This is a genomic window from Streptomyces pseudovenezuelae (genome assembly GCF_001513955.1).
In the GTDB taxonomy this organism is placed as follows: Bacteria; Actinomycetota; Actinomycetes; order Streptomycetales; family Streptomycetaceae; genus Streptomyces; species Streptomyces pseudovenezuelae.
Window position 1 is genome coordinate 666898 of the sequence record NZ_KQ948145.1, and the last position, 24221, is coordinate 691118.

General features: G+C 73.1%; 18 protein-coding genes. 6 read left to right on the forward strand and 12 right to left on the reverse strand.

What is annotated here, in order from left to right:
* Nucleotides 1-16: 16 nt before the first annotated feature.
* Together purH and purN are read right to left on the reverse strand one after the other, a co-directional pair.
* On the reverse strand, nt 17-1582 hold the full coding sequence (purH, locus tag AQI94_RS10405; protein ID WP_031053107.1) for a bifunctional phosphoribosylaminoimidazolecarboxamide formyltransferase/IMP cyclohydrolase: 1566 nt from the start codon (nt 1580-1582) through the stop codon (nt 17-19).
* Nucleotides 1579-2226: a phosphoribosylglycinamide formyltransferase gene (gene purN, locus AQI94_RS10410; RefSeq protein WP_031053106.1), complete on the reverse strand. Its 648-nt coding sequence runs from the start codon at nt 2224-2226 to the stop codon at nt 1579-1581. The genes purH and purN overlap by 4 nt, the downstream gene beginning before the upstream one ends.
* A 291-nt stretch (nt 2227-2517) precedes the next feature.
* Here purN and AQI94_RS10415 point away from each other — a divergent pair, with 291 nt between their 5' ends.
* Nucleotides 2518-3333, forward strand: coding sequence for a hypothetical protein (locus AQI94_RS10415; protein ID WP_062229694.1), 816 nt, complete (start codon nt 2518-2520; stop codon nt 3331-3333).
* Between the two features lie 22 nt (nt 3334-3355).
* Here the strand turns inward: AQI94_RS10415 and AQI94_RS10420 are convergent, their stop codons facing one another.
* On the reverse strand, nt 3356-4972 hold the full coding sequence (locus AQI94_RS10420; protein WP_455680713.1) for a cell division protein PerM: 1617 nt from the start codon (nt 4970-4972) through the stop codon (nt 3356-3358).
* 104 nt (nt 4973-5076) lie between these two features.
* Here AQI94_RS10420 and AQI94_RS10425 point away from each other — a divergent pair, with 104 nt between their 5' ends.
* Nucleotides 5077-5961: a sigma factor-like helix-turn-helix DNA-binding protein gene (locus tag AQI94_RS10425; RefSeq protein ID WP_037942721.1), complete on the forward strand. Its 885-nt coding sequence runs from the start codon at nt 5077-5079 to the stop codon at nt 5959-5961.
* A 166-nt stretch (nt 5962-6127) separates the two neighbouring features.
* Here the strand turns inward: AQI94_RS10425 and sucD are convergent, their stop codons facing one another.
* From sucD to AQI94_RS10465, 7 genes are all read right to left on the reverse strand, one after another.
* A complete protein-coding gene (gene sucD, locus AQI94_RS10430) occupies nt 6128-7012 on the reverse strand; it encodes a succinate--CoA ligase subunit alpha (protein WP_031047423.1) in 885 nt (294 codons plus the stop codon).
* A 21-nt stretch (nt 7013-7033) separates the two neighbouring features.
* Nucleotides 7034-8212 carry an ADP-forming succinate--CoA ligase subunit beta gene (gene sucC / locus AQI94_RS10435; RefSeq protein ID WP_031047425.1) on the reverse strand — a complete coding sequence of 393 codons (1179 nt, stop codon included), beginning with the start codon at nt 8210-8212 and terminating at the stop codon, nt 7034-7036.
* A gap of 423 nt (nt 8213-8635) precedes the next feature.
* Nucleotides 8636-10159 (reverse strand): hypothetical protein, encoded by a 1524-nt coding sequence (locus AQI94_RS45530; RefSeq protein WP_031047446.1) that lies wholly within the window; start codon nt 10157-10159, stop codon nt 8636-8638.
* A gap of 173 nt (nt 10160-10332) precedes the next feature.
* Nucleotides 10333-11412 carry a hypothetical protein gene (locus AQI94_RS45430; RefSeq protein ID WP_213084267.1) on the reverse strand — a complete coding sequence of 360 codons (1080 nt, stop codon included), beginning with the start codon at nt 11410-11412 and terminating at the stop codon, nt 10333-10335.
* Nucleotides 11413-11615: 203 nt separating this feature from the next.
* Nucleotides 11616-12911: a VWA domain-containing protein gene (locus AQI94_RS10450; RefSeq protein WP_225890172.1), complete on the reverse strand. Its 1296-nt coding sequence runs from the start codon at nt 12909-12911 to the stop codon at nt 11616-11618.
* Between the two features lie 175 nt (nt 12912-13086).
* Nucleotides 13087-15660, reverse strand: coding sequence for a DUF5682 family protein (locus AQI94_RS10460; RefSeq protein WP_051832316.1), 2574 nt, complete (start codon nt 15658-15660; stop codon nt 13087-13089).
* A gap of 347 nt (nt 15661-16007) precedes the next feature.
* Complete coding sequence (locus AQI94_RS10465) at nt 16008-17138, reverse strand: ATP-binding protein (RefSeq protein WP_031047461.1); 1131 nt, start codon at nt 17136-17138, stop codon at nt 16008-16010.
* A gap of 157 nt (nt 17139-17295) precedes the next feature.
* On the opposite strand from AQI94_RS10465, the gene AQI94_RS10470 reads away from it, so the two are divergent.
* Together AQI94_RS10470 and AQI94_RS10475 are read left to right on the forward strand one after the other, a co-directional pair.
* The gene (locus tag AQI94_RS10470; RefSeq protein WP_031047465.1) at nt 17296-18660 is read left to right on the forward strand and encodes an SWIM zinc finger family protein; all 1365 of its coding nucleotides are present in this window, start codon (nt 17296-17298) and stop codon (nt 18658-18660) included.
* Nucleotides 18661-18791: 131 nt separating this feature from the next.
* A complete protein-coding gene (locus AQI94_RS10475) occupies nt 18792-20408 on the forward strand; it encodes a DUF5691 domain-containing protein (RefSeq protein WP_062229719.1) in 1617 nt (538 codons plus the stop codon).
* A 119-nt stretch (nt 20409-20527) separates the two neighbouring features.
* Here AQI94_RS10475 and AQI94_RS10480 read toward each other — a convergent pair whose 3' ends face one another.
* Entirely contained in the window at nt 20528-20944 is a 417-nt protein-coding gene (locus AQI94_RS10480) for a cobalamin B12-binding domain-containing protein (RefSeq protein WP_031050556.1), read from the reverse strand.
* Nucleotides 20945-21255: 311 nt separating this feature from the next.
* A complete protein-coding gene (locus AQI94_RS44570) occupies nt 21256-21477 on the reverse strand; it encodes a hypothetical protein (protein ID WP_158806311.1) in 222 nt (73 codons plus the stop codon).
* A gap of 45 nt (nt 21478-21522) precedes the next feature.
* On the opposite strand from AQI94_RS44570, the gene AQI94_RS10485 reads away from it, so the two are divergent.
* Both AQI94_RS10485 and AQI94_RS10490 read left to right on the forward strand, forming a co-directional pair.
* The gene (locus AQI94_RS10485; RefSeq protein WP_031050558.1) at nt 21523-22392 is read left to right on the forward strand and encodes an esterase/lipase family protein; all 870 of its coding nucleotides are present in this window, start codon (nt 21523-21525) and stop codon (nt 22390-22392) included.
* A 291-nt stretch (nt 22393-22683) separates the two neighbouring features.
* Nucleotides 22684-24207 carry a M23 family metallopeptidase gene (locus tag AQI94_RS10490; protein ID WP_031050561.1) on the forward strand — a complete coding sequence of 508 codons (1524 nt, stop codon included), beginning with the start codon at nt 22684-22686 and terminating at the stop codon, nt 24205-24207.
* Nucleotides 24208-24221: the final 14 nt, after the last annotated feature.

Sequence of the window (24221 nt, forward strand, 5' to 3'; positions counted from 1 at the left end):
CCCAGGTCGGTGTCGGTCAGTGGAAGAAGTGCCGCGTCCCCGTGAAGTACATCGTGACGCCGGCCTTCTTGGCGGCCTCGACGACGAGTTCGTCACGGACCGAGCCGCCCGGCTGGACGACCGCCTTCACACCGGCCTCCAGGAGGACCTCCAGGCCGTCCGGGAACGGGAAGAAGGCGTCCGAGGCGGCGTAGGAGCCCTGCGCGCGCTCGGCACCGGCCCGCTCCACGGCGAGCTTCGCCGAGTCGACGCGGTTGACCTGGCCCATGCCGACGCCGACCGAGGCGCCGTCCTTGGCGAGGAGGATGGCGTTGGACTTGACGGCCCGGCAGGCCCGCCAGGCGAAGGCCAGCTCGGCGAGCTCGTCCGCGCTCAGGGCCTCGCCGGTCGCCAGGGTCCAGTTCGCCGGGTCGTCGCCCTCGGCCTGGAGGCGGTCGGTGACCTGGAGGAGCGCTCCGCCGTCGATGGGCTTGACCTCGGCGGGGTGCGCGGGCGCGGCCGGGGCCTTCAGGACGCGGATGTTCTTCTTCCTGGCGAGGGCTTCGAGGGCGCCGTCCTCGTAGTCGGGCGCGACGATGACCTCGGTGAAGATCTCGGCGACCTGCTCCGCCATCTCCTTGGAGACCGGACGGTTCACCGCGATCACACCGCCGAAGGCCGACAGCGGGTCACACGCGTGTGCCTTGCGGTGCGCCTCGGCGACGTCCGAACCGACCGCGATACCGCAGGGGTTGGCGTGCTTGATGATCGCGACGGCCGGCTCGGCGTGGTCGTACGCGGCACGGCGGGCGGCGTCCGTGTCCGTGTAGTTGTTGTACGACATCTCCTTGCCGTGCAGCTGCTCGGCCTCGGCGAGACCGACGCCGGTGCCGTCGACGTAGAGCGCGGCGGGCTGGTGCGGGTTCTCGCCGTAGCGCAGGGTGCTCTTGCGCTCCAGGGCCGCGGCGATGAACTCGGGGAACGGGGAGTCGTCCGCGGGCGCGTAGGCGCTGGCGAACCAGCTCGACACGGCGATGTCGTACTCGGCGGTGTGCCGGAAGGCCTCGGCGGCCAGGCGCTTGCGGGCACCGAGGTCGAAGCCGCCGTCCTTGACCGCGGCCAGGACGTCCGCGTACCGGGAGGGGCTGGTGACGACGGCGACCGAGGGGTGGTTCTTGGCGGCCGCGCGCACCATGGACGGCCCGCCGATGTCGATCTGCTCGACGCACTCGTCGGGGGTGGCCCCCGAGGCGACGGTCTCGCGGAACGGGTAGAGGTTGACCACGACGAGGTCGAAGGGGTCGACGCCCAGCTCCGCGAGCTGCTCGCGGTGGCTGTCCAGCCGCAGGTCGGCGAGGATGCCGGCGTGCACGCGCGGGTGCAGGGTCTTGACGCGGCCGTCCAGGCACTCGGGGAAGCCGGTGAGCTCCTCGACCTTGGTGACGGGGACGCCGGCGGCTGCGATCCGCCCCGCGGTCGACCCGGTCGAGACGAGCTCCACGCCCGCCTCGTGCAGGCCGCGCGCGAGGTCTTCGAGGCCGGTCTTGTCGTAGACGCTGATGAGCGCCCGGCGAAGGGGCCGCTTGTTGCTCTCGGCGGTCACTGGATAACTACCTTTCGTCCCTCAATGCGATAGCCGTTGCGGGCGAGCCGCCCCACGACCTCGACGAGCAGCCTTCGCTCGACTTCCTTGATGCGCTCGTGCAGAGCGCTCTCGTCGTCCTCGTCCCGGATCTCCACCACGCCCTGGGCGATGATCGGTCCGGTGTCGACGCCGTCGTCGACGAAGTGGACGGTGCAGCCGGTGACCCTGGCTCCGTACGCGAGCGCGTCGCGCACTCCGTGGGCCCCCGGAAAACTGGGCAGCAGCGCGGGATGGGTGTTCACGAACCGCCCGCCGAAGCGCGCGAGGAACTCCTTGCCCACGATCTTCATGAACCCGGCGGACACCACGAGGTCCGGCTCGTACGCGGCGACGGCCTCGGCGAGCGCGGCGTCCCATTCCTCGCGGGTCCCGAAGTCCCTGACCTTGCACACGAAGGTCGGCAACCCGGCCCGCTCGGCCCGCGCGAGCCCCTCGATGTTCTCGCGGTCGGCCCCTACGGCCACGATCTCGGCACCGTAGGCCTCGGTGCCGGTCGCCGCGACGGCGTCCAGCAGGGCCTGGAGGTTCGTACCGGATCCGGAGACCAGCACGACCAGGCGCTTGACCGGCCTGGCCTGCTCGGCCACGGGCTTGGCGGCCACGGCGGGGGCCCTTTCTCGGGGGAGCGTTTGTACGGTCGTACGAATGCTTCGAGCCCCGGGATACGGGGAAGTCTACGAAGCGGCCGAACGTCAGCAACGATACCGGCACATCGGAAGGCCCCCACGGGACGGGGGCGTGGCCGGAAGGTAGCGTCTGGGAGGGACGGTCCGGGAACGCGGGTGGTGTGCGGTGCGTTCACGGGGTGAGGCTCGCGCCGACGGGCCCGCCGAACCGTTCGATCCACGTAAGCCATGGCCAGTCACATCCTTCAAGGGGAAGACGCTCACTTGATGTCGGACCGCAGCCTGCGACTCCTCACGCTCCCCCAGCAGTCGGTGCAGGAAGGGGAGCGCAGCGGCATGCTGCTGCGGGAGCAGCCCTCCTCGCCGCCGGACGCGCCTTCGTCCGAGAAGAAGTCCGGCAGGAAGAACAGCGAGGGGCGGGGCGGGGCGGCCGAGGACGACAACCCCTTCGCCCCGCCGCCGGAGGGCACTCCGGACCGCCCGTGGCAGCCGCGCCGTCCCGAGGGTTCGGACGGCGACCGGGGCGAGGGCACGGGCCGGGGCGAGGGTGGCGGCCGCACCCCGTGGGGCAGCCAGTGGAGCGACCGCCAGCCCGGCCGCTCCGACGGTCACTTCGGCGAGCGGCCGGGCGCGGCACCCGGCGGCGGCCCGGAGGGGCAGGGCAGCGCGGGACCGGATCAGCGCTGGGACCCGATGGACCCCTCCCAGCGCCGCGCCCGCTACGCCCTGCTCTGCGGCATGTGGGCCTTCTTCTTCGTCCTGTTCGGCTGGCCGTACGTGAGCCTGCTGCTGGGCGCGCTGGCCCTGTACTGGGGCATCAGCGCCCTGCGCGCCAAGCCCCGCACCGCGGACCCCGACGCCCCCGTCCCGCCGCAGTCGGCCCGCCCCCAGTCGACCGCGGCCATCAGCGGCCTGGTCACGGCCTCGCTGGCCATCGTCCTGGTCGCCGCGAGCTTCACCGCGAGGCTCGTCTACAGCGACTACTACACCTGCACCAACGACGCCCTCACCAACGCGGCCGAGAAGTCCTGCACCGACCTCCTCCCGAAGGAACTCCGGGGCCTGCTGAGCACGAACGGCTGACGCCGGGGGCGCCCGCCGGGCGTCAGTCGCCGGCCGGAGGTTTCTCGGCGGGCTCCTCCAGCGGCGCGGAGGCCTCCTTGAGCGCCGCCCAGCGGGTCTCGCGGAGCGCGTCCTCGTACCAGGGCGTCGACGAGGGCACCGGCTCCGGCGCGGGCGCCGGGGGCAGGTAGTCGTACGGCTCGTAGACGTCGTCCCGGCCGAAGACGCCGTCCTGGCCGAAGGCTTCGTCCTGGTCGAAGGCGGGGTCCTCGTCGTGAGCGGCGTCATCCTGCGGGGCGGGCGTCTTCAGCGGTCCGGTCTCGGGCTTCGCCGCCTTCGTCGGCCGGCGGAAGAGGGTCCGCACCGAGGACAGCCGCACCCGCAGGCCGCCCCTGGTCCGGCCCCGCCAGGCCCGTACCGCCAGCGCCACCGGCACGCCCACCGCAGAGATCCACCCGACCACCGCCGCGCCCACCTGCCACCACACCGGCCCGAAGCGGGCCAGCGCACCCACCCCGAGCGGCCCTCCGGCCAGCGCCGCCAGGACGGCGACCACGACCGCGCACAGCACCGCCGCCCGCACCACCGCACCCGCCGTCAGCCGCCGCGGCCGTCCCGCGTCCGCGGAACGCCCCACGAACCAGCCCACCGCCGCCCCGGCCACCACCGGCACCGCCCCCGCCGCCCAGTGCGCGGGCCCGCCGGCTCCCGCTCCCGGTACCGCCGCCAGCAGCGGAAAGGGCGGCAGCAGGGGCGCGGGATCCGAGGACAGCGGCCCCACGACATGCCCCACGCCCAGGACGAACCCGGGCCCGGTGGCGTACCCCACCGCCCACACCGCCGCGTTCGGCAGCAGCGTCAGACACAGCAGCAGGACGGCGAACCGTCCCGACCATCCCTCCGTCAACTGGAGGAACGACACCCGCGTCGCACCGCCGTGCGCCACCAGCGACACCGCGAGCAGCACCGCCCCGCCCCCGAGGAGCGCGCAGAGCCCGGCCCCCGCGGCGCGAACGGCCGCGGACAGCCGTGCCCGCGCCTCCGTCCCGAGGACAAGACGCCGCACCCCCCGGGGCAGCAGCACCAGCACGTCGTCCAACGCGTCGGAGGGACGCCCGTACGCCGTCCACACCCCCGCGCCGGCCGCGCCCATGACGACGGCCGGCAGGACCGCGCAGGTCCATGTCCACGAGGGCCGCAGCGTCCCACCGGACGCGTACAGCGCGACGACGGCGGCCACGGCGAGGTACCCGAGCACGACCCCCGTCCACGCCGTCCGCCCGGTCGCCTGCGGCGGCTCCTCCTCGCCGGAGGCCAGGTCCCGGGCCGCCCGGTGCACCAGCCACAGCGGCAGGGCGAGCAGCAGCAGCGGGGTGACTCCGACGGGCGCCGGAACTCCGGAGAGCGTGTCCGTCCGGACCAGTTCCGCCCCGTGCGCGAACAGCCACAGCGCCGCGGCCACGTGCAGCGCGCCGCCCGGACCGCTGTCGGGGTACGGCGAGCTGATCCACAGCACGATCACGAGCACGGCGAACGAGCCGAGCCCCAGCCCGGCGGCCACGGCACCCCCCAGGAGTCCGGCGCCCAGCCCTGGCGCCCGGTCGCGCATCCGGGTGAGCAGGGACGACAACGAGGTGCGGCGTGCGGTCAGCTGGATCACGCCCCCATGGTCCCAACGACACGCGCTTTCTCGTCGTAACAGGCGAACCCCCGAAGTGTCGCTCAATATATGACTATGTACCTTTTCGCACGAAGGGGCGCCCTGTGACGCGGGATCAGGTCGCACAAAGGGACGGCACGAACGGCGAGCTGACGACGGCTCAGCAGGAGCACGAGGAGCTCCCGGCCACCCCCCTGACACCGGCTCAGGCCTTCGACGCGCTGTACACGTTCTGCGCGCCCGCCCTCGTCCGGCAGACCTACCTGCTCACCGGCCGCCGCGAACTCGCCCGCGAGTCGGTCGAACGGGCCTTCCAACTCGCCTGGCAGCGCTGGCCCGAGGTGGCCCTGGACCGGGATCCGGCGGGCTGGGTCCGGATCATGGCGTACGAGTACGCGCTGTCCCCCTGGCACCGTCTGCGCCCCCACCACCGCACCCCCGAGCCACTCCTCGCCGACCCGTCCGACCGCGCGCTGATGGCCGTACTCCTGAAGCTCCCGCCGCCCCAGCGGCGCACGCTTCTGCTGTACGACGGCGTGGGCCTCGACCTGCCGGAGACGGCGGCGGAGACGGAGGCGAGCACACCGGCGACGGCGTATCGGTTGATGAACGCGCGCGCGGCGATCACGGCTCGGCTGCCCGACCTGGCCGACCCGTCCGATCTGCACGAGCGGCTGGCACTGCTGGCCTCCGCGCAGCGGTTGGGGGCCGCGCAGCCGCCCGCGGTGAGAACCGGCAGCGAGCGCCGGGCCCGCTTCTGGACCCGGGCGGCGATCGCGTTCACGGTCGCACTGATCGGCACGACGGCGCTGACGCTGCGGACGGCCCCGACGCACTACGAGCCGCCCGTGCCTCCGGGGGCGGAGGTGCAGGGGGTGCCGGCCAAGGTGGGGCCGGGTTCCCTCTCGGAGGAGGAGATGTCGCTCCGCGAGAAGCTGCGGGAGAGCGCAGGGAGCGGCCCGGAGAGAATGGCACCGCTTGTTCGTTGACCGTGAAGGCGGGTCCGGTGGAGCTTTTCAGGGGCGCGGGGAACTGCGCGACCAGCCACGACGCACCCGCAGCCGCCGGACGACCGAACCCCGCACCCCATGCCGCGCCGATGGGCCCGCCCCCAAGCAACGGAGCGAGCCCATCAACGTTCAGCCAGGTACCTGCTCAGCCGGCCAGGATCTCCCGCGCCAGCTTCGCCGTCTCGGTCGGCGTCTTGCCGACCTTGACGCCGGCGGCCTCAAGGGCCTCCTTCTTCGCGGCGGCCGTGCCGGAGGAGCCGGAGACGATGGCGCCGGCGTGGCCCATGGTCTTGCCCTCGGGCGCGGTGAAGCCCGCGACGTAGCCGACGACCGGCTTGGTCACGTTCTCCTTGATGAAGGCCGCGGCCCGCTCCTCGGCGTCGCCACCGATCTCACCGATCATGACGATCAGGTCGGTGTCGGGGTCGGCCTCGAACGCGGCGAGCGCGTCGATGTGCGTGGTGCCGATGACCGGGTCGCCACCGATGCCGACGGCGGACGAGAAGCCGATGTCACGCAGCTCGTACATCATCTGGTACGTCAGCGTGCCGGACTTCGAGACCAGGCCGATGCGGCCCGGCTTGGTGATGTCGCCCGGGATGATGCCGGCGTTCGACTGGCCCGGGGTGATGAGACCGGGGCAGTTCGGGCCGATGATCCGGGTCTTGTTGCCCTGCGACACGGCGTACGCGTAGAACGCGGCCGAGTCGTGGACCGCGATGCCCTCGGTGATGACGACCGCGAGGGGGATCTCGGCGTCGATGGCCTCGACCACGGCGGCCTTGGCGAAGGCCGGCGGCACGAAGAGGACGGATACGTTCGCGCCCGTCTTCTCGATCGCCTCGGCGACGGTGCCGAAGACCGGGATCTCGTTGCCGTCGATGTCGACGGACGTGCCCGCCTTGCGGGGGTTCACGCCACCGACGATGTTGGTGCCGTCGGCCAGCATGAGCTTGGTGTGCTTCATGCCCGTGGCACCGGTCATGCCCTGGACGATGACCTTGGAGTCCTTGTCGAGGAAGATAGCCATGGCTTGTCTGTCCCTCTTCCCTTACTTCGCAGCCGCGAGCTCGGCGGCCTTGTCGGCCGCGCCGTCCATGGTGTCCACGCGCTGGACCAGCGGGTGGTTGGCGTCGGAGAGGATCTTGCGACCCAGCTCGGCGTTGTTGCCGTCGAGGCGGACGACGAGGGGCTTGGTGACTTCCTCGCCCTTGTCCGCGAGCAGCTGCAGCGCCTGGACGATGCCGTTGGCGACCTCGTCGCACGCGGTGATGCCGCCGAAGACGTTGACGAAGACCGACTTGACGTCGGGGTCGCCGAGGATGATCTCCAGGCCGTTCGCCATCACGGCCGCGGAGGCGCCGCCGCCGATGTCGAGGAAGTTGGCGGGCTTGACGCCACCATGCGCCTCACCGGCGTACGCGACGACGTCCAGGGTGCTCATGACGAGACCCGCGCCGTTGCCGATGATGCCGACCTCGCCGTCGAGCTTGACGTAGTTGAGGTTCTTCTCCTTGGCGGCGGCCTCCAGCGGGTTGGCCGCGTCCTTGTCCTGGAGGGCCTCGTGTCCCGGCTGACGGAACTCGGCGTTCTCGTCGAGGGAGACCTTGCCGTCCAGGGCGATGACCTCGCCGGAGGCGACCTTGGCCAGCGGGTTGACCTCGACGAGGAGGGCGTCCTCCTCGATGAAGGTCTTCCACAGGGTGACCAGGACGTTCTCGACCTTGTCGGCGACCTCGGCCGGGAAGTTCGCGGCCTCGACGATCTGGCGGGCGACCTCGGGGGTCACGCCGACGTTGGCGTCGATGGGCGTCTTGGCGACGGCCTCGGGGCGGGTCTCCGCCACCTCCTCGATCTCCATGCCGCCCTCGACGGACGCGATGGAGAGGAAGGTGCGGTTGGCACGGTCCAGGAGGAAGGAGACGTAGTACTCCTCCACGATCTCCGGAGCCGTCTCGGCGATCATCACCTTGTGGACCGTGTGGCCCTTGATGTCCATGCCGAGGATGTTGGTCGCGTGCTCGACCGCCTCGTCGGCGGTCGCGGCCAGCTTCACGCCGCCGGCCTTGCCGCGGCCACCGACCTTCACCTGGGCCTTGACGACGGACTTGCCACCGAGGCGCTCGGTGGCTGCGCGGGCCGCCTCAGGCGTGTCGATGACTTCACCGGCCAGCACCGGTACATCGTGCTTGGCGAAGAGGTCCCTCGCCTGGTACTCGAACAGGTCCACGCGCTTCCGTCCCTATCAGTGATCTCGCGGTTCGTTGTCTGCGTGGGCGTGCCGCGAGGGCAACGTGACGTCCGACCGGTGTCTGTCACAAGGGAGGCGCACACGGTGTCCGAGCGCGCGGCATGTCCGTCTCGCAGGTTATCGCTGCTTGCCGGGGGCCCCTAAATCGAGGGTCACACCTGAGCGGTGATACCTGTCACATGATGCCGTGCTCACTGGCACGGCGTGCCGCAGGTGAAGGGCCTCACCGGGCTGGGGTTGGCCCGGTGAGGCCCCTTGAACAGCCCTGCGAGGGGCTCAGGGCAGTCGATCCCCACCCCAATGGGGACCTCTTCGCCCCGACCGTGAGGCTCCGGCAGGACGGACCGACGGCTTTCGGCCGTCCGGGGCCCATCGCCTCACGGAGTCGGTGGTGGAGAACGGTCAGGCGCGGTACCGGAGGTCCTGCGCCCACCTCGGGGTGAGGGACCCGGCCACGCCCTCGACACCGGTGACGGCGTGCCCGGCGAGCGGTCCCGCGGACTCCTGGACGGTCCCGGTCACCTCGCCGGCGAACGGCCCGGCCTGACCCGCGACCGGGGCGGCCTCGCCGACGACGCCGCCCGCGAAGGCCGTGACGTCACCCGTCACTCCGTACGCCGGCGTCGTGGCGCTGTCGGCGACCGGCTCGACCGTCCGGACGACGGTGTCGACGACGGGCCGGACGGCCCCGGTGACACCGTGCGCGAAGGCCGGGACCTCGCCCGTGACGCCGTACGCCAGCTGGGTGGCATGGCCCGCCACGCCGTACGCGAGCGGTGGCACGTCCCCGACGACTCCGGTCGCGAACGGCCGGACGTCCCGTGTGACGCCGTACGCCAGGCCGCTCGCGTCCACGACGGCCTGCCCGGCGACCGGCACCACGCCGTGCACAGCGGTGTTCACGACCGGGGGCAGCACGGCCTCGGTGGTGTCCTGGGCGACCTGCCCGACGAGACCGGTGGCGTACGGCGGCACGTCGGCGACGACACCGTCGGCGACCGGGACCACGCCTGCCACCGTGCCGGTGGCGTACACGGCCACGCCGTCCCGGACGCTGCCGACTCCGGCGACCGTGCCGCCCACGACCGGGGACACGTCCCCGACGACGCCGTACGCCGTCGCGGTCACCGCGCCCACGGTCCGCCCGACGGCGGGCGCGACCCCTTCGGCGACCGGCAGGACACCGTCCACCGCCTGCGCGGCTACCGGCACCACGCCGTCCACGGTCGCCGTCACGACGGGCGGCACGACGGCGGTGACCGTCTGGTCCACGACCGGCGTCACGGCCCCGGGGACGTCGGCGGTCCGGCCCCGCGCTCCGGTGAGCGTGGCCTGCGCCGCGCCGGACGCGCCCGCGAAGGTGGCGTCGGCCAGGGTTCGCTCCGTCTCGGGGGCGAAGGCGGAGAGGGGGCCGAAGAGGTAGTCGACGTCGTGCTGGGGGGCGGTGGGGATGCCGGGCCCGGTGGGTGCGGCGGCCTCGGATGCCTTGACGGCGGCTGCCTGAGCGGCGTTGGCCTTCGCCTCGGCCTGCGCGGCCCGGGCCGCCCTCGCGCCCTGGATGGCCGCGGCGCCCTTCATCCTGGAGCCCTGCGGGGTGAGGGCGGTCCTGGTGTCCGCGGTGTCGGTGCCGACTGTGGTGTCTGTGGCGTCGGCGACAGTGGTGGTGACGCCGGAGACGGCGGTGTCGACCGTGCCGTCGAGGGTGTCGGTGACCGCGCCGCGGGTGTCGGTGACGGTGGCGGTGGTGGTGGCGGTCGGGTCGGAGGTGACGTCGGAAGCGATGTCGGACCCGGTGCCGGACGCCGTGTCCGTCGCGGAAAGGGAGGTGGCCGGGAGCTCGTCGGCGCTGGCAACGGCGGAGCCGAGTGCCCACGCACCGCTGACACCGGCGGCTATGACGAGGGAACGGCGGATGTTCTTGTTCATGTGTGCGTCAGATCCCTGGATCTTTGGGGAGCCTGGTGAGGCATGGGGACATCCGGAGCCACAGGGCTCCAGGGGGGTCCGTCCGGAGATCAGAGGAGATCTGGGGGGTGTCCGAACGGCCGGGGCAGACCTCTTCCGCCCCCGCGCGGCGGGCCGGCGGGGGAAGGTCTGCCCTAGCCGGGGAAGACGGGGATGTCCCGGTGCCTGTCCCGGGTCCCGGCCGCGTCGACGCGCGCGGCGGCACCGGGCACGAGCCGCAGCGGCGCCCGGTGGTCAAGGGTCACGGCATGCGCGTCGCCGTGTCGCGACGAGCCGTTGTCCACGGCCGACTTGCCGCCCAGGGCACCGCCCGTGCTGTCGGAGGGCGCCTGGTGCGCGGGGGCGTGGGAGGTGGCGCCGGCGGGCTGGGCCGAGTGCCGCGCGACGGTCTCGGCATCGGTGCGGTGACCGGCGAACCGCGGTCCGAACCCGGCACCTGCGTTCGCGGGACCCTCGTCACCGGCCGCCTTCCGCGCCGCGTGATCACCCTGCTGGGGATGCGACGGGGAGGTGACCGGCGCGGGCAGGGTCTGGCCCGAGGTTCCGGGCAGGCCCGGCACGGTGGGCACACCGGGCACTGTCGGCAGGGTTGGCAGGGTCGGCCACGACGGGGTCTCCGGGAGCGACGGCAGCGTCGGCCACTCCGGCAGGGTGGGCCGCGTCGGTATACCGACCGTCTCGGTCAATCCCGTGGTCACCGTCTCGACCAGATCGCCGACCGGCTGCACGACTCCGCTGACCACGGCCCCGACGACGTCCTCGGTCACCGGACGGAGCACCTTGTCGCCGACCGGGTGGGTGAGAGCGTCGCTGCCGGGCTCGGGGACAACATGCCCCTGCTGCGGCACTGCCCCTGGCCTTGGCCCCGGGCCTGGCACGACCGGGCGGGGCGCGCTGCCCTTTGCCGTGGCCGTGTCTGTGTCCGTGGCCGTGTCTGCGACCTTGTCCCGGTCCCTGTCCGTCCCCGGGGCCGCGGCCGTGAGTGCGACCGCGCCCGTCGGGGCGGCCGTCGGCTCGGCCGGGAAGTTCACCAGCCGGCCGACTGTCCCGCCCGGCAACGCCCCGATGCCGTCCGCCGCCTGCGCCTGCTCCCCGCAGAGGAAGCCGAGCACGAACAACCCGCCCACCAGCAGACCCACTTGCAGGGCTCGCCGCCCGACCACCGCGCGCAGCACGCGCACGGTGGCACCGGGAGAGAGCACTGACCAGCTCAAGAGGGGGTGGGTCCTTCCGTGCGACGGAACGAAGCGAAACGGAGGGGAAGGGTGGGGAAGAGTGAAGACTGTGGAGAAGCCGATCCTTGCACGGGGTGCCCGAGGTCGCGCAAGTCCCCTGTTACCGATGCGTAGTCATGTCCGTTTTGCTGGGCGAAGCCGCAGGTCACCGGGTCGACAAATCTCCAACGGGCGGCTCGGGTTCACACCGGGTCCGGTATCGGAAGCGGACGCTTCTCGATGGCCGCCGCCATCACCTCGGGGAACAGGTCGGGAGTGCAGGCGAAGGCCGGCGCGCCCAGCGCGGCGAGCGCGGCCGCGTGCTCCCGGTCGTAGGCGGGCGCCCCCTCGTCCGACAGCGCGAGCAGCGTCACGAACTGCACCCCGGACGCCTTCATCGCCGCGACCCGCTTGAGCATCTCGTGGCGTATACCGCCCTCGTAGAGGTCGCTGATCAGCACCATCACCGTCTCCGCGGGCCGGGTGATCTGCGACTGGCAGTACGCCAGCGCCCGGTTGATGTCCGTGCCCCCGCCGAGCTGCGTGCCGAAGAGCACGTCCACCGGGTCGTCGAGCTGGTCGGTGAGGTCGACGACCGCCGTGTCGAAGACGACGAGCCGTGTGTCGATCGACCGCATGGACGCCAGCACCGCTCCGAACACGGACGCGTAGACGACGGAAGCCGCCATCGACCCCGACTGGTCGATGCAGAGGACGACCTCCTTCTTCACCGACCGGGAGGCCCGGCCGTACCCGACGAGCCGCTCCGGCACGATCGTCCGGTACTCCGGCAGGTAGTGCTTGAGGTTGGCCGAGATCGTGCGGTTCCAGTCGATGTCGTGGTGGCGCGGCCTGTTGATCCGGGCGCTGCGGTCGAGGGCCCCGGTGAGCGTGGCACGGGTGCGGGTGGCGAGTCGCTTCTCCAGGTCCTCGACGACCTTGCGCACGACGGCCCGTGCCGTCTCCTTCGTCGTCTCCGGCATCGCCTTGTTGAGGGAGAGCAGTGTGCCGACCAGGTGCACGTCGGCCTCGACCGCCTCCAGCATCTCCGGTTCGAGCAGCAGGGTGGACAGGCCGAGCCGGTCGATGGCATCTCGCTGCATGACCTGGACGACGGAGGAGGGGAAGTACGTCCGGATGTCCCCCAGCCACCGTGCCACGGACGGCGCCGAGGCCCCGAGCCCCGCCGAACGCTCCTTCCCCGCCTGCCCCTTCCCGTCTCCCCTGCCGTAGAGCGCGGTCAACGCCCCGTCCATGGCGGCATCCCGCCCGTTGAGCACGCACCCGGTCCCCTCGGCCGCCTCCCCGCCCAGCACAAGCCGCCAACGCCGCAGCCGCTCGTCGGTGGGAGAGGTGGGGGAAGTGGGGGCCGGGGACGCGGGGGCGGGGGAAGCGTCGGCCGGGTGTCCTTCGGCCGGGGTGGCACCGGCCGCTGTCGTTGTTGTCCCCGGACTCGCCGACGCCGCCGCTGTCGTCGGGTCGTTCGGCTCGGTCGTCATGCCCGTACCCCCGTCCGGAACCGGTCCCAGAGCGGGACCACGGCCACGCTCGTCACCGAGCCGTGCTTCGTCCGGGACCCGGGCCTGTTCCCGGGGGCGCCGCCGCGCCCGTCCCCGACAGCCGCGGGGGCCGCCCCGTCGGCCCCGTCCCTCGATGTCCGCGACACCTCGGTCGTCATCCCGCCACCCCCGCAAGGTCGTTGTCATCGGCGTGCGCCAAGTCGTGCTCTTGGGACACGTGTTCGTCATCGTCTTCGTGGTGGTCGTGTTCGTCGTCCAGGCCGAGCAGCAGCCGCACCACCGGCAGCACCGCGTCGGCCCGCTCGCCGTCGAGACCGGCCCCGAAACCCGGTATCCCGGAACCGGCTCCCGCCGCGCTCCCCCGCTGACCCGGGCCCCGCCGGACCAACTCGCCCAGGGTGCGGCGCACTCCCGGCTCGTACGCCGAGAACGTGCGCCGCAGCAGCGGCAGCACATCGGTGAACGCCTCCGCCGACACCCCGGTCAGCCAGGCGTCGACCAGCCCGAGCAGCCGCTCGTCGTGCACGAGGAGCATTCCGCCGCCGGACCCGCCTCCGACAAAACCCTCGATCCACGCGGCCGCGTCCCCCGGCTCCGTCCCCGGCGACAGGACCAGCCCCATGAGCCGCGCCGCCTCGTCCTGCGCCAGTTCCCCGTCGTCCAGCAGCAGGCGCACGGCCCGCCCCCGGATGACACCGGGCACGCTGTCCCGCAGGGACAACACCTTCAGCACGGCCTGCCAACGACCACGAAGGCCACGGTGAGCCGGAGCCGGCGCGTCATCCCCGCCGCCCTGGCCCGGGGCCGCCACCTCGACCAGCAGTCCCACCGCCGTGTGCACCGCGTCCACATGACGGCGCATCTCCTCCGCCGCCTCCGCGTCGAGGGCGGCACAGGCCGGGGGCAGTCCGACGAAGACTCGCTCGGCGAGGCCCGCGGCGACCTCCGTGAGGGCGCCGGTGTCGGTGCCGCGCACATCGCCGTAGCGCAGGGACCGGACGAGGGCCGGCAGGGCCTGGGCGAGGTGGCCGACGTCCGCGTCCAGCGCGGCGCGGTCGGCGAGGATCCGCATCACCGTGGGCAGGGCGTCCGGGAGTTCGGCCAGCAGACAGCGCTCGGCGAGGGCGGTGACGTCCGCGAGCCCGGACGCGGAGACGGCGTCCGACTCCGCCTTGGCGGTAGCGGCGGCGAGCACGGTCGTGCCCCACACCCCCGCCTCGGCGACCCGGACCGACAGCTCCGGTTCCCACCGCAGTCGCCATGTCTCCCGGAAGGTGCCCGTGCTCCCCCGCGAGGCCGCCGGCTCCCCCCACTCCACGCCCAGGAGCCGCAGCCGGTGCAGCAGCCTGCTGCGCCCGGCGTCGTTCTCCTTGCGCAGATCCAGCTCCACCTCCCGCTCCAGCGCCTCCGGTTTGAGCCGCAGCCTGCGCTGGATCCGGTCCAGGTCCCGCTGCAACGGCACCGCGGGCGCCGCCTGCGGCACCTCCCCCAGGATGTCCCCGACCACCAGCCGGTCGTGCACCAGCGCCAACGGCACGTCCGAGCCCTCGCACATCACCGCCCGCACCGCGTCGGTCGTCTCGCTCAGGCCGGGCAGCGGGCGGCCGCGCATCGCCGCGAGCGTCTCGGCCAGCCGAACGGCCTCGATGACGTGCGCCGAGGACACGATCCGGTCCTCGGCGCGCAGCAGGCCCGCCACCTTGGTCAGCCACCGCTCGACGGGCCGGTCCGGCGCGCCGAACAGATGCCCGTACCAGCCGGGCGAGTCGATCCCGGCGCCGTAGCCGCTGCGCCGGAAGAGCCTGCGGTAGGTCCACGGCACCCATGTCATGTCCGCCTTGACCTTGGGGAGCCCCTTCAGCAGCGCCTTGTCGGCGGCGACCGTGCTCCTCCGCCGCAGGGCGGGCACGTGCCACGCCCCGCAGACCACGGCCACGTCGTCCCCGAACTCCCGCTGCGCCGCCCGCACCTGGAGCCGCATGTACGCCTCCCGCACGAGGTCCCGGTCGTGACCGCCGGTCCCGTACGTCTCCCGCAGCACCTCCATCGCCTCTTCCAGCACGGTGAACGGCTCGAACACGTCCCCCTGCCCCGCTCGGCGGTGTTCGACGACGTCCTCCCACCAGCGCTCGGGATCGTCGTATCCGGCGGCCTCGGCGAGCACCCCGAGCGGGTCGACCCGGACGGCGTCGTGCACGGCCGGACCGTCGCCCGGAGCCGCGTCCCCGGCGGCGGGATCCTCCGTCCCGTCCTCGCCCCGGTCGCCCGGCGCCTCGGGTTCACTCGTGTCCGGCGCCTCGGCGGCGGGTGCGTCCGGTCGGTCCGCCGGTCCTTCGCCCGCCTCGTCTCTGCCCCACGCCAAGGTGTGCGTGGCCGGCAGGTCGATGAAACGGGCCGGGACCTCGTGTTCCAGCGCCCAGCGGATCGCCACCCACTCCGGGGAGAACTCGGCCAGCGGCCAGAACGCCGAACGGCCGGGCTCGTCCACGGCGTGGGCGAGGAGCGCCACCGGCGGCCGCATGTCCTCCTCGGCGGCCAGCGGAATCAACGCGTCCGCCTCAGGTGGCCCCTCGATCAGCACGACCCGGGGACGGGCGGCGTCCAACGCCGCCCGGACGGCCCGCGCCGACCCGGGCCCGTGATGGCGCACCCCGAGCAGCAACGGCCCGGCACCGGCCCCGCGCCCCGCGTGAGCACCGAGGCCGGAGGCCTCCCCACTCCCGGACATCCCGCCTCCCTGCGTCCCCTCGCCCGCGGACCCGGGAGCCTGCCTCTCCTGCCCACTCCCGGCCTCACCGCCATGCACGCCACCCTCGCCCGCCGTCACGCCGACTCCGGTCGCCCCCTCGCTCGTGACCCTCGCGAAGCCGCCCGCCCCGCCGGTCGCGACCTCACCGACCTCACCGACCTCCGTCACAGCGTGCTCCTCCCCGGCGAGGCCACTTGGAGTCGTCCTCGTCGACCGTGCCGACCCTGTCCCCGGCGCCGTACCGCTCAAGACGTGTCACCGTCGTCCCCCCTTTGTCTCCGCTTCCCCGGGCAACCCGCACCGAGATCCCCGCCCCGGGTCGTCGTTCACGCACTGACCTCCCGGCAGGCCCGGTAGAAGTCCTTCCAGCCGTCCCGCTCGCGGACGACCGCCTCCAGGTACTCCTGCCAGACGACCCGGTCGGCCGCCGGATCACGGACGACCGCGCCGAGGATGCCCGCCGCGACGTCCGCGGCCCGCAGGACGCCGTCGCCGAAGTGGGCGGCGAGGGCGAGACCGCCGGTGACGACGGAGATGGCCTCGGCCGTCGACAGCGTGCCGCTGGGCGACTTGAGCTTCGTACGGCCGTCGGACGTCACCCCGTCGCGCAGTTCCCGGAAGACCGTCACGACCCGGCGGATCTCGGCGATGCCGTCGGGCGCGGCCGGCAGGTCGAGGGAGCGGCCGATCTGGTCGACGCGGCGCGAGACGATGTCGACCTCGGCCTCCACACTCTCCGGCAGCGGCAGCACGACCGTGTTGAAACGGCGGCGCAGGGCGCTGGAGAGGTCGTTGACCCCGCGGTCGCGGTCGTTGGCCGTGGCGATGAGGTTGAAGCCGCGGACCGCCTGCACCTCCGAGCCCAGCTCCGGTATCGGCAGCGTCTTCTCGGACAGGATCGTGATCAGGGTGTCCTGCACGTCGGCCGGGATACGGGTCAGCTCCTCCACCCGGGCCGTCATCCCCTCCGCCATGGCCCGCATCACCGGGCTGGGCACCAGGGCGTCGCGGCTCGGACCGTTGGCGAGCAGCTGCGCGTAGTTCCAGCCGTACCGGATCGCCTCCTCCGGGGTGCCCGCCGTGCCCTGCACCAGCAGGGTCGAGTCACCGCTGACCGCCGCGGCCAGGTGCTCGGAGACCCAGGTCTTCGCGGTGCCGGGCACGCCCAGCAGAAGCAGGGCACGGTCGGTGGCGAGGGTGGTGACCGCGACCTCGACGAGGCGCCGCGGGCCCACGTACTTCGGGGTGATCACCCTGCCGGACGGCAGGGTGCCGCCGAGGAGGTACGTCGCCACCGCCCACGGCGACAGCTTCCAGCGGGCCGGGCGCGGGCGGTCGTCCTGCGCGGCCAGCGCGGCGAGTTCACCGGCGAAGGCTTCCTCGGCATGCGGCCGCAACGCCTCCCCCTGCTCGACCTGCTTCGGTTCCACGGTCGTCGGTTCAACGGACACAGACATGGCTGAGGCCCCCTCCAGCTCGGCCGGTTCGGATCTGTCACCAACCGTGCACCACACCACTGACAATGCGATCCGACCTGCGGAAACGTGCTCGCGAGGGCCGGAGAGGCGGTCGGCCCGGGGCCGATTGTCAGTGGGGGGATCTACCTTCGATGACATGACTCAGCAGGGGGTGCGCTGGACGGCGGATCAGGTGCTCGCACTGGCTCCTGACGCCGCCTCACGCAAAGCGGGAAGCAAACTCGGCGCGGCCGGGCCGTGGTCCGAGGCGGGGAGTTCCGACGAGGGGACGGTGTGGGGGCTGTGCAAGGGCAGTGGCAGCAAGCCGTATCAGACGGTCATCGACATCGCGGACGCGGCAGGTCCGGCGTACAAGTGCAGCTGCCCGAGCCGCAAGTTCCCGTGCAAGCACGCGCTCGGGCTGCTGCTGCTCTGGGCGAGCGGGCAGGGAGCGGTGCCGCCGGGCGGTGCGCCGGACTGGGCGGAGCAGTGGATAGAGGGGAGAAGGCAGCGGACGCGGGAGAAGCAGACGGCGGGCGCCGCCGCCGGTGCCGGTGCCGGTGCCGGTGCCGGTGATCCGGAGGCTGCTCGGCGCAGGGCGGAGCGCCGGGCCGTGCGGATCACGGCGGGCGCGACGGAGCTGGAGCAGCGGCTGGCGGATCTGCTGCGCGGCGGTCTGGCTGGGGCGGAGCAGGCGGGCTACGGCATGTGGGAGGAGACGGCCGCGCGCATGGTCGACGCCCAGGCGCCGGGACTGGCCGCGCGGGTGCGGGAGTTGGGGGCGGTCCCGTCGTCCGGTCCGGGCTGGCCGGTGCGGCTGCTGGAGGAGTGCGCCCTCGTCCACCTCCTCGACCGGGGCTGGCTGCGCCGCGAGCGGCTGCCGGACGGCCTCGCGTCGACGGTCCGCTCCCGGATCGGCCTGCCCGCCTCGGCGGACGGTTCCGCGACCCGTGACCGCTGGCTGGTCCTCGCCCAGTACGACACGGCCGACGCCCGTCTGACGACCCGTCGGATCTGGCTGCACGGCACGGACTCGGGCCGCACGGCGCTGCTCCTTTCCTACGGCGCGGCCGGCCGCGCCCCCGAACTGGCGCTGCCGGTGGGGCTGGAGCTGGAGGCGGAGGTGTCGCCCTATCCCGGCACCGGGCAGCTGCGGGCGGCGCTCGGCGAGCAGTTCGCTCCGCCCGCGCCCTCGGCGGCCCGTCCACCGGGGGTGACGACCGAGCAGGCGGCCGCTCGCTACGGCGAGGCACTGGGCGACGACCCGTGGCTGGACTCGGTCCCCGTGACCCTGGACCGGGTGATACCGGCCCCGGACGGGGACTCCTGGCAACTGGCCGACGCGGAGGGCGACTCGGCCCTGCCGCTCACCGCCTCCTCCCACTCCCGTCCGGGCCTGTGGCGCCTGGTCGCGCTCTCGGGCGGGGCCCCGGTGAAGGTCTTCGGCGAGTGCGGCCACCGCGGCTTCACTCCGCTGACGGCGTGGCCGGAGGGCCCGGGCGAGGCGGTGCGACTGTGCTGAACGGAACCGACCGAGCACCCGAGCGAGCACCCGACCGGACGGAACGGAACCGCATGGACAGGACCTCCACGACGGACATCGCCTCCGCGACGGCGATGGCCTCCACGACCGGCACGACCTCCACCACGGACATGGCCTCCACGACCGGCACGACCTCCGCGCCCGACGCCTGGGAGGAGCTCGTCACCTCGGCCCTGCTCGGCACCGCGCGCCGCACGCCACCCGGCATCGAGCCCGGCCCCGGGGCCCCGGTGGCGTTGCTGGACGCGGCGGCCGTGGAGACGGTACGGCGGCGGGCCGGGCTGCGGCCCGCGCGCGCGGTGCAGCGACCGCAGCCGGCGCCCGAGGACCCGCGCCCCGCCCTGCCCGCGGCGGCGGGCCGCCGGCTCGCGCTGCTGCTGGCCGACCGGCCGGGCACGGGCGGCAGCGGCCGCAGGGGTACCGCACCGGATCTGATGGAGTTGCTCCCGCAGTGGCTCGCGGCGGCGAACACGCACGGTTACGCGGCGCCCCCGCAGCTGCTGCCCGCGCTGCTGGACGCGGCCCGGGGGCGTACGGATCTGCGGCCGGCGGCGCTTGCGTTCGCGGGCTCACGGGCCACCTGGCTCGCCCGGCTGAACCCGGACTGGCGGTTCGCCCTGCGGGCGACACCCGGTGGCGGCGCCGCGCTGCCGCCACCGCAGGACACCGCGGGGATCCGACTGCTGTGGGAGGAAGGCCTGTTCGCCGAGCGGGTGGCCCTCCTGGCGGCGATACGCGCCCGGGAGCCCGCCGCCGCCCGGGAACTGCTCACGACGACCTGGGCGACCGAGCGGGCCGAGGACCGGCTGATGTTCCTCGACTCGCTGCGCGCGGGGCTGGGGCCGGACGACGAGCCGTTCCTGGAGCAGGCGCTGGCCGACCGGAGCCGCAACGTGCGGTCCACGGCCGCGGAGTTGCTGTCCGCACTGCCGGACTCGGCGCTGGCGGCGCGGATGGCGGTCAGGGCCGGGGTGTGCGTGGCCGTCGACCACACGCAGGACACGCCGACGATCGCCGTCGAGGCGCCGCACGAGTGCGACTCGGGCATGGAGCGCGACGGCGTCGTACCGAAGGCGCCCTCGGGGCGGGGGGAACGGTCGTGGTGGTTCGGGCAGTTGGTGGAGGCCGCGCCGCTGAGCGGATGGCCGGGGCGGCTCGGCGGGCGGACGCCCGCGGAGATCGTGGCACTGCCGGTGGCGGACGACTGGCGGACCGAACTGCACGCGGCGTGGTGCCGGGCCGCCGTACGGCAGCGGGACGCCGAATGGGCGCGGGCGCTGCTCGGGACGCCCGCCGCACCGGAGGCCGGCGGGCCGGGTGCGGTGTCGCTGGCGGAGCGGGCCAAGCTGCTGGGCACGCTGGGCTCCGCCGAACGGGCCGAGTGGGTCGCCGGGTTCATCGCGACCCACGGGTTGTCCGAGGCGTTCCAGCTGCTGGGGGTGTGCGGGGTGCCGTGGGACGCGCCGCTTGGACATGCGGTGGTCGACGCGCTCAACATCGCTCGGGACGCGGGGAGTTACCCGTGGAGCTTCAGCGGGGTGATGGGGCTGGCGGAGCGGTGTCTCGATCCGGCCGAGGCGGGACGGCTGGAGGGGCTGATGGCGGTGCCGGACGAAGGGGAGGACGCGAGTCCCGGAGCGGGGGGTTACTGGGCCGAGGCGTTCCAGCGGCTGGTGACGACCTTGCGGTTGCGGGCGGCGATGGCGGAGGAGCTGGAGGGCACGTAACCGTGTGCCGCGCCGCGAGAGGCCGTGCGGTCGGTGCCACCGACCCGACGACCGGCCCCCGCCGACCCGCTCGGCCGCCCGGGGATCCGGCGAGCGGACGGGGACCGGCGAGCGGACGGCTACGCCCCGGCCGACTGCCGCACGTTCTCCCGGACCCAGTCCACGATCGACTGGGTCGTCGCGCCCGGCGTGAAGATCTCCGCGACGCCCTTCTCCTTCAGCGCGGGGATGTCCCCCTCCGGGATGATCCCGCCGCCGAACACCAGGATGTCCTCGGCCTCCCGCTCCCTGAGCAGGTCGATCACGGCGGCGAACAAGGTGTTGTGGGCGCCGGAGAGGATGGAGAGACCGATCGCGTCGGCATCCTCCTGGATCGCCGTGCCGACGATCTGCTCGGGCGTCTGGTGGAGGCCGGTGTAGATGACCTCCATCCCCGCGTCGCGCAGCGCCCTGGCGATCACCTTGGCCCCGCGGTCATGGCCGTCGAGCCCCGGCTTGGCCACCACCACGCGGATCGGACCGGCTGTCACACCCATCACTGCCTCCATGAAGCGACTGCGTCCATTCCTGCCTGCTGGTCCATTCCTACCGACTGGTACCACACAGCCCGGAATGTGAACGAACGTTATCGCCACCATCTCGCACCATGCAGTTTCCCGTGGATACCGAGGGGGAAATCACATGGTGGGACACGTTCGGGAGCCGCAACGAGGTCGCCGCACCGCCGCGCCGCAGGCCGCGCGTCACGGTGGCGCGGCGCGCCGGCGACGGCACGAAGGGCACGTAGGACAGGTAAGGCACGACAGCGGGGAGCCTCGTCGCCACACCGACAGGGCGACTCCTCTCGTCACCGGCGCACCACCAGCACCGCGAGCACCATCGGCACCACCGATACGGCCGGCACAGCCGCCGGTACCGTCGGCGTCGCCCGCACCACCGGTTCCATCAGCTCCGCCGGCCGTATCGGCAGCCCCGGAACCCGCGCCGACCGCCGCACCCAGCCTCCATGCCCCTCTCGCGCCACGCCGGTGTCGACGACGACCTTCGCCGCGACTGCCCATGAGCGCACACGGGGGACGGAGCCGTCCTCCCGTGTGCCGACAGGAGGTCGGCCATGAAGGTCACCAGGGCGGCGCTGCCCTTTCTTCCGCTCTGCCAGCGTCTGCTTCCCGGCAGACTGGCGGGACTCTCCCTGGCCCTCCTGAAGGCGACCGCGCTCGAGATCGCGATCCTCGCGGGACATCTCCTGCTCTACCCGTCCGGGATCACCCAGGAGCGCCGCTCCCCCCTGCCCCAGCTCCCCGCGCCGGAGAACGGCGCCGCGCAACTGCCGACTCAGGCCAAGCCCCCGGTCGTCCTGCTGCACGGCTTCATCGACAACCGCTCGGTCTTCGTGCTCCTGCGCCGCAGCCTCGCCCAGCACGGCAGGCAGCAGATCGAGTCGCTCAACTACTCCCCGCTGACCTGCGACATCCGCGCCGCGGCGGAGCTGCTCGGCCGGCACATAGAGGGGATCTGCGAGCGCACGGGCAGTGAGCGGGTCGATGTCGTCGGGCACAGCCTGGGCGGCCTGATCGCTCGGTACTACGTGCAGCGACTGGGCGGTGACTCCCGGGTCCGCACGCTGGTGACGCTCGGCACCCCGCACTCCGGCACCCGGGTGGCGCCACTGGCGAACGCGCACCCCATCGTGCGCCAGATGCGCCCCGGCTCGGAGTTGCTCGAAGAGCTCACTCAGCCGGCGCCAGGCTGCCGTACGCACTTCGTCAGCTTCTGGAGCGACCTCGACCATGTGATGGACCCACTGGAGGCCGCCTGCATCGACCATGAGGACCTGATGGCGCAGAACGTCCGGGTGAGCGGGATCGGACATCTCGCCCTGCCCGTGCACCCCGCCGTCGCGACCGGGATACGGCAGGTGCTCGACACCGCGCGGACCGGGGAGGAGACGGCCGAGCGCGCGAGCGGACTGACCGTGGCGTAACAGTCGTATCGGTCGCCGGGGCGGGCCATCCGCAGTTCGTCCCACAGGCCGGCGACAGCGCGCCGACAGGCACCGGACCGCGGGCCGAAGTCGAACAACCTTCGAACACAGAGCCAAAGTCGCGCCCGCAGTCCCCCGAAACACAGCCGAATGCCCGTTTCCTGCGCGCCTAAAACCAGTTGAAGATTGTCGCGCCCGCGTACCGCCGGGTACAGTCGCCGCACTGCTCTGGCAGCCCCTGTTGTCGAGGCGAAAGAGAAGTTGGTGAACGACCGTCACCCGTCGGGGACCATGACCACCCCGGCTCCGGCCTCTGACGCCGACTCGTCGCACTACGCGTCGTACGGCACCCAGGAGGCCCAGTACGGCGACTTCACCACGTACGGCGGCTATGAAGCGACCGGTTTCGACGCCACTGGCGCGAGCTGCGCGCAGGCCACCGGCACCTTCGCGACCGACCCGCTCTTCGGCGACATGCCGGGCGACGCCACCGGTTCGTACGACGCCTCCACGTGGACCACGGGCGGTCACCAGACCCTGAACTACGACATGTACGCGGCCCAGCACCACGCCGCCTACGACACCGGCGCGTACGACGCCACCCAGTGGGGCGCCGACCAGCAGCAGCTCGGCGCGATCCCGCCGCAGGCAGGCAGCCCCGACCACAGCGGCCAGTGGGACGCGAGCTCCTGGCACCAGACGGACCAGTTCGCGGGCCAGGCCGACCAGACCCAGCACTGGGAATGGGGCACGCAGACCTTCGACACCGGGGCGTACGACGCCACGCAGTGGAACTCCGATGGCACGGCGGCCGACCCGCAGCCGACGGCCGCCTTCGAGCAGGCCGGGTACGACGAGAGCCACACCTACGACGAGACCCACGCGTACGGCGAGGCGAATCCTTACGGCGACGCCTACGCCGAGCACACCTCGCCCGACGACGAGTCCCACGCCACCGCGGAAGCCACCGCCACCGGCGAGATGCCCGCCGTGCACGACGCCGACGCCCCGCTCCTGGACGACCAGGAGGAGGCCGCCGCGACCCCCGCCTCGGGCTCCCGCGTCGCCGCGCGCAACGCGAACCGCTCCCGCCGCCGTATGCCCGCCAAGCGCTCCGCGCTGCTGACGATCGCCGTCCCCTCGGCGTGTGTCATGGGGGTCGCCGGCATCGCCGCCGCCTCGGTCGGCACGCTGACCGGCGACGACAAGGACACCGCGACGACCCTCGCGGACACCGCCGTCAAGCCGGCCGTCGCGAACAACAAGCTGGACAGCCAGCTCGAGAGCCTTTCGGCCGGTGCCGACGACTTCGCCGACCGGGCCAGCCGTACGCAGGAGCGCATCGACCTCAAGGCCCAGCAGGTGGCCGAGAAGAGGAAGGCGGCGGAGGAGGCGGCCCGCAAGGAGCGGCTGCGCCCGAAGTTCGCGCTTCCGGTCGCGCAGCGCGGGCTCAGCGCCTACTTCGGCCAGTCCGGCGTCAACTGGATGTCCGTCCACACCGGCATCGACTTCCCGGTGTCGTACGGCACGACGGTGATGGCCGCGACCGACGGCACCGTGCGGACGCAGTGGAACAGCGCCTACGGCAACATGATGGTCGTGACGGCGAAGGACGGCACGGAGACGTGGTACTGCCACCTCTCCAGCTACCGCGTCGCCTCCGGTACGACGGTCAAGGCCGGCGACCCCATCGCGTACTCCGGCAACTCCGGCAACTCGACCGGCCCCCACCTGCACTTCGAGGTGCACCCGGCGGGCGGTTCGGCCATAGACCCCCTGCCGTGGCTGCGCAGCCACGGACTGGACCCGACGTAACCTCTCGGGCCCAG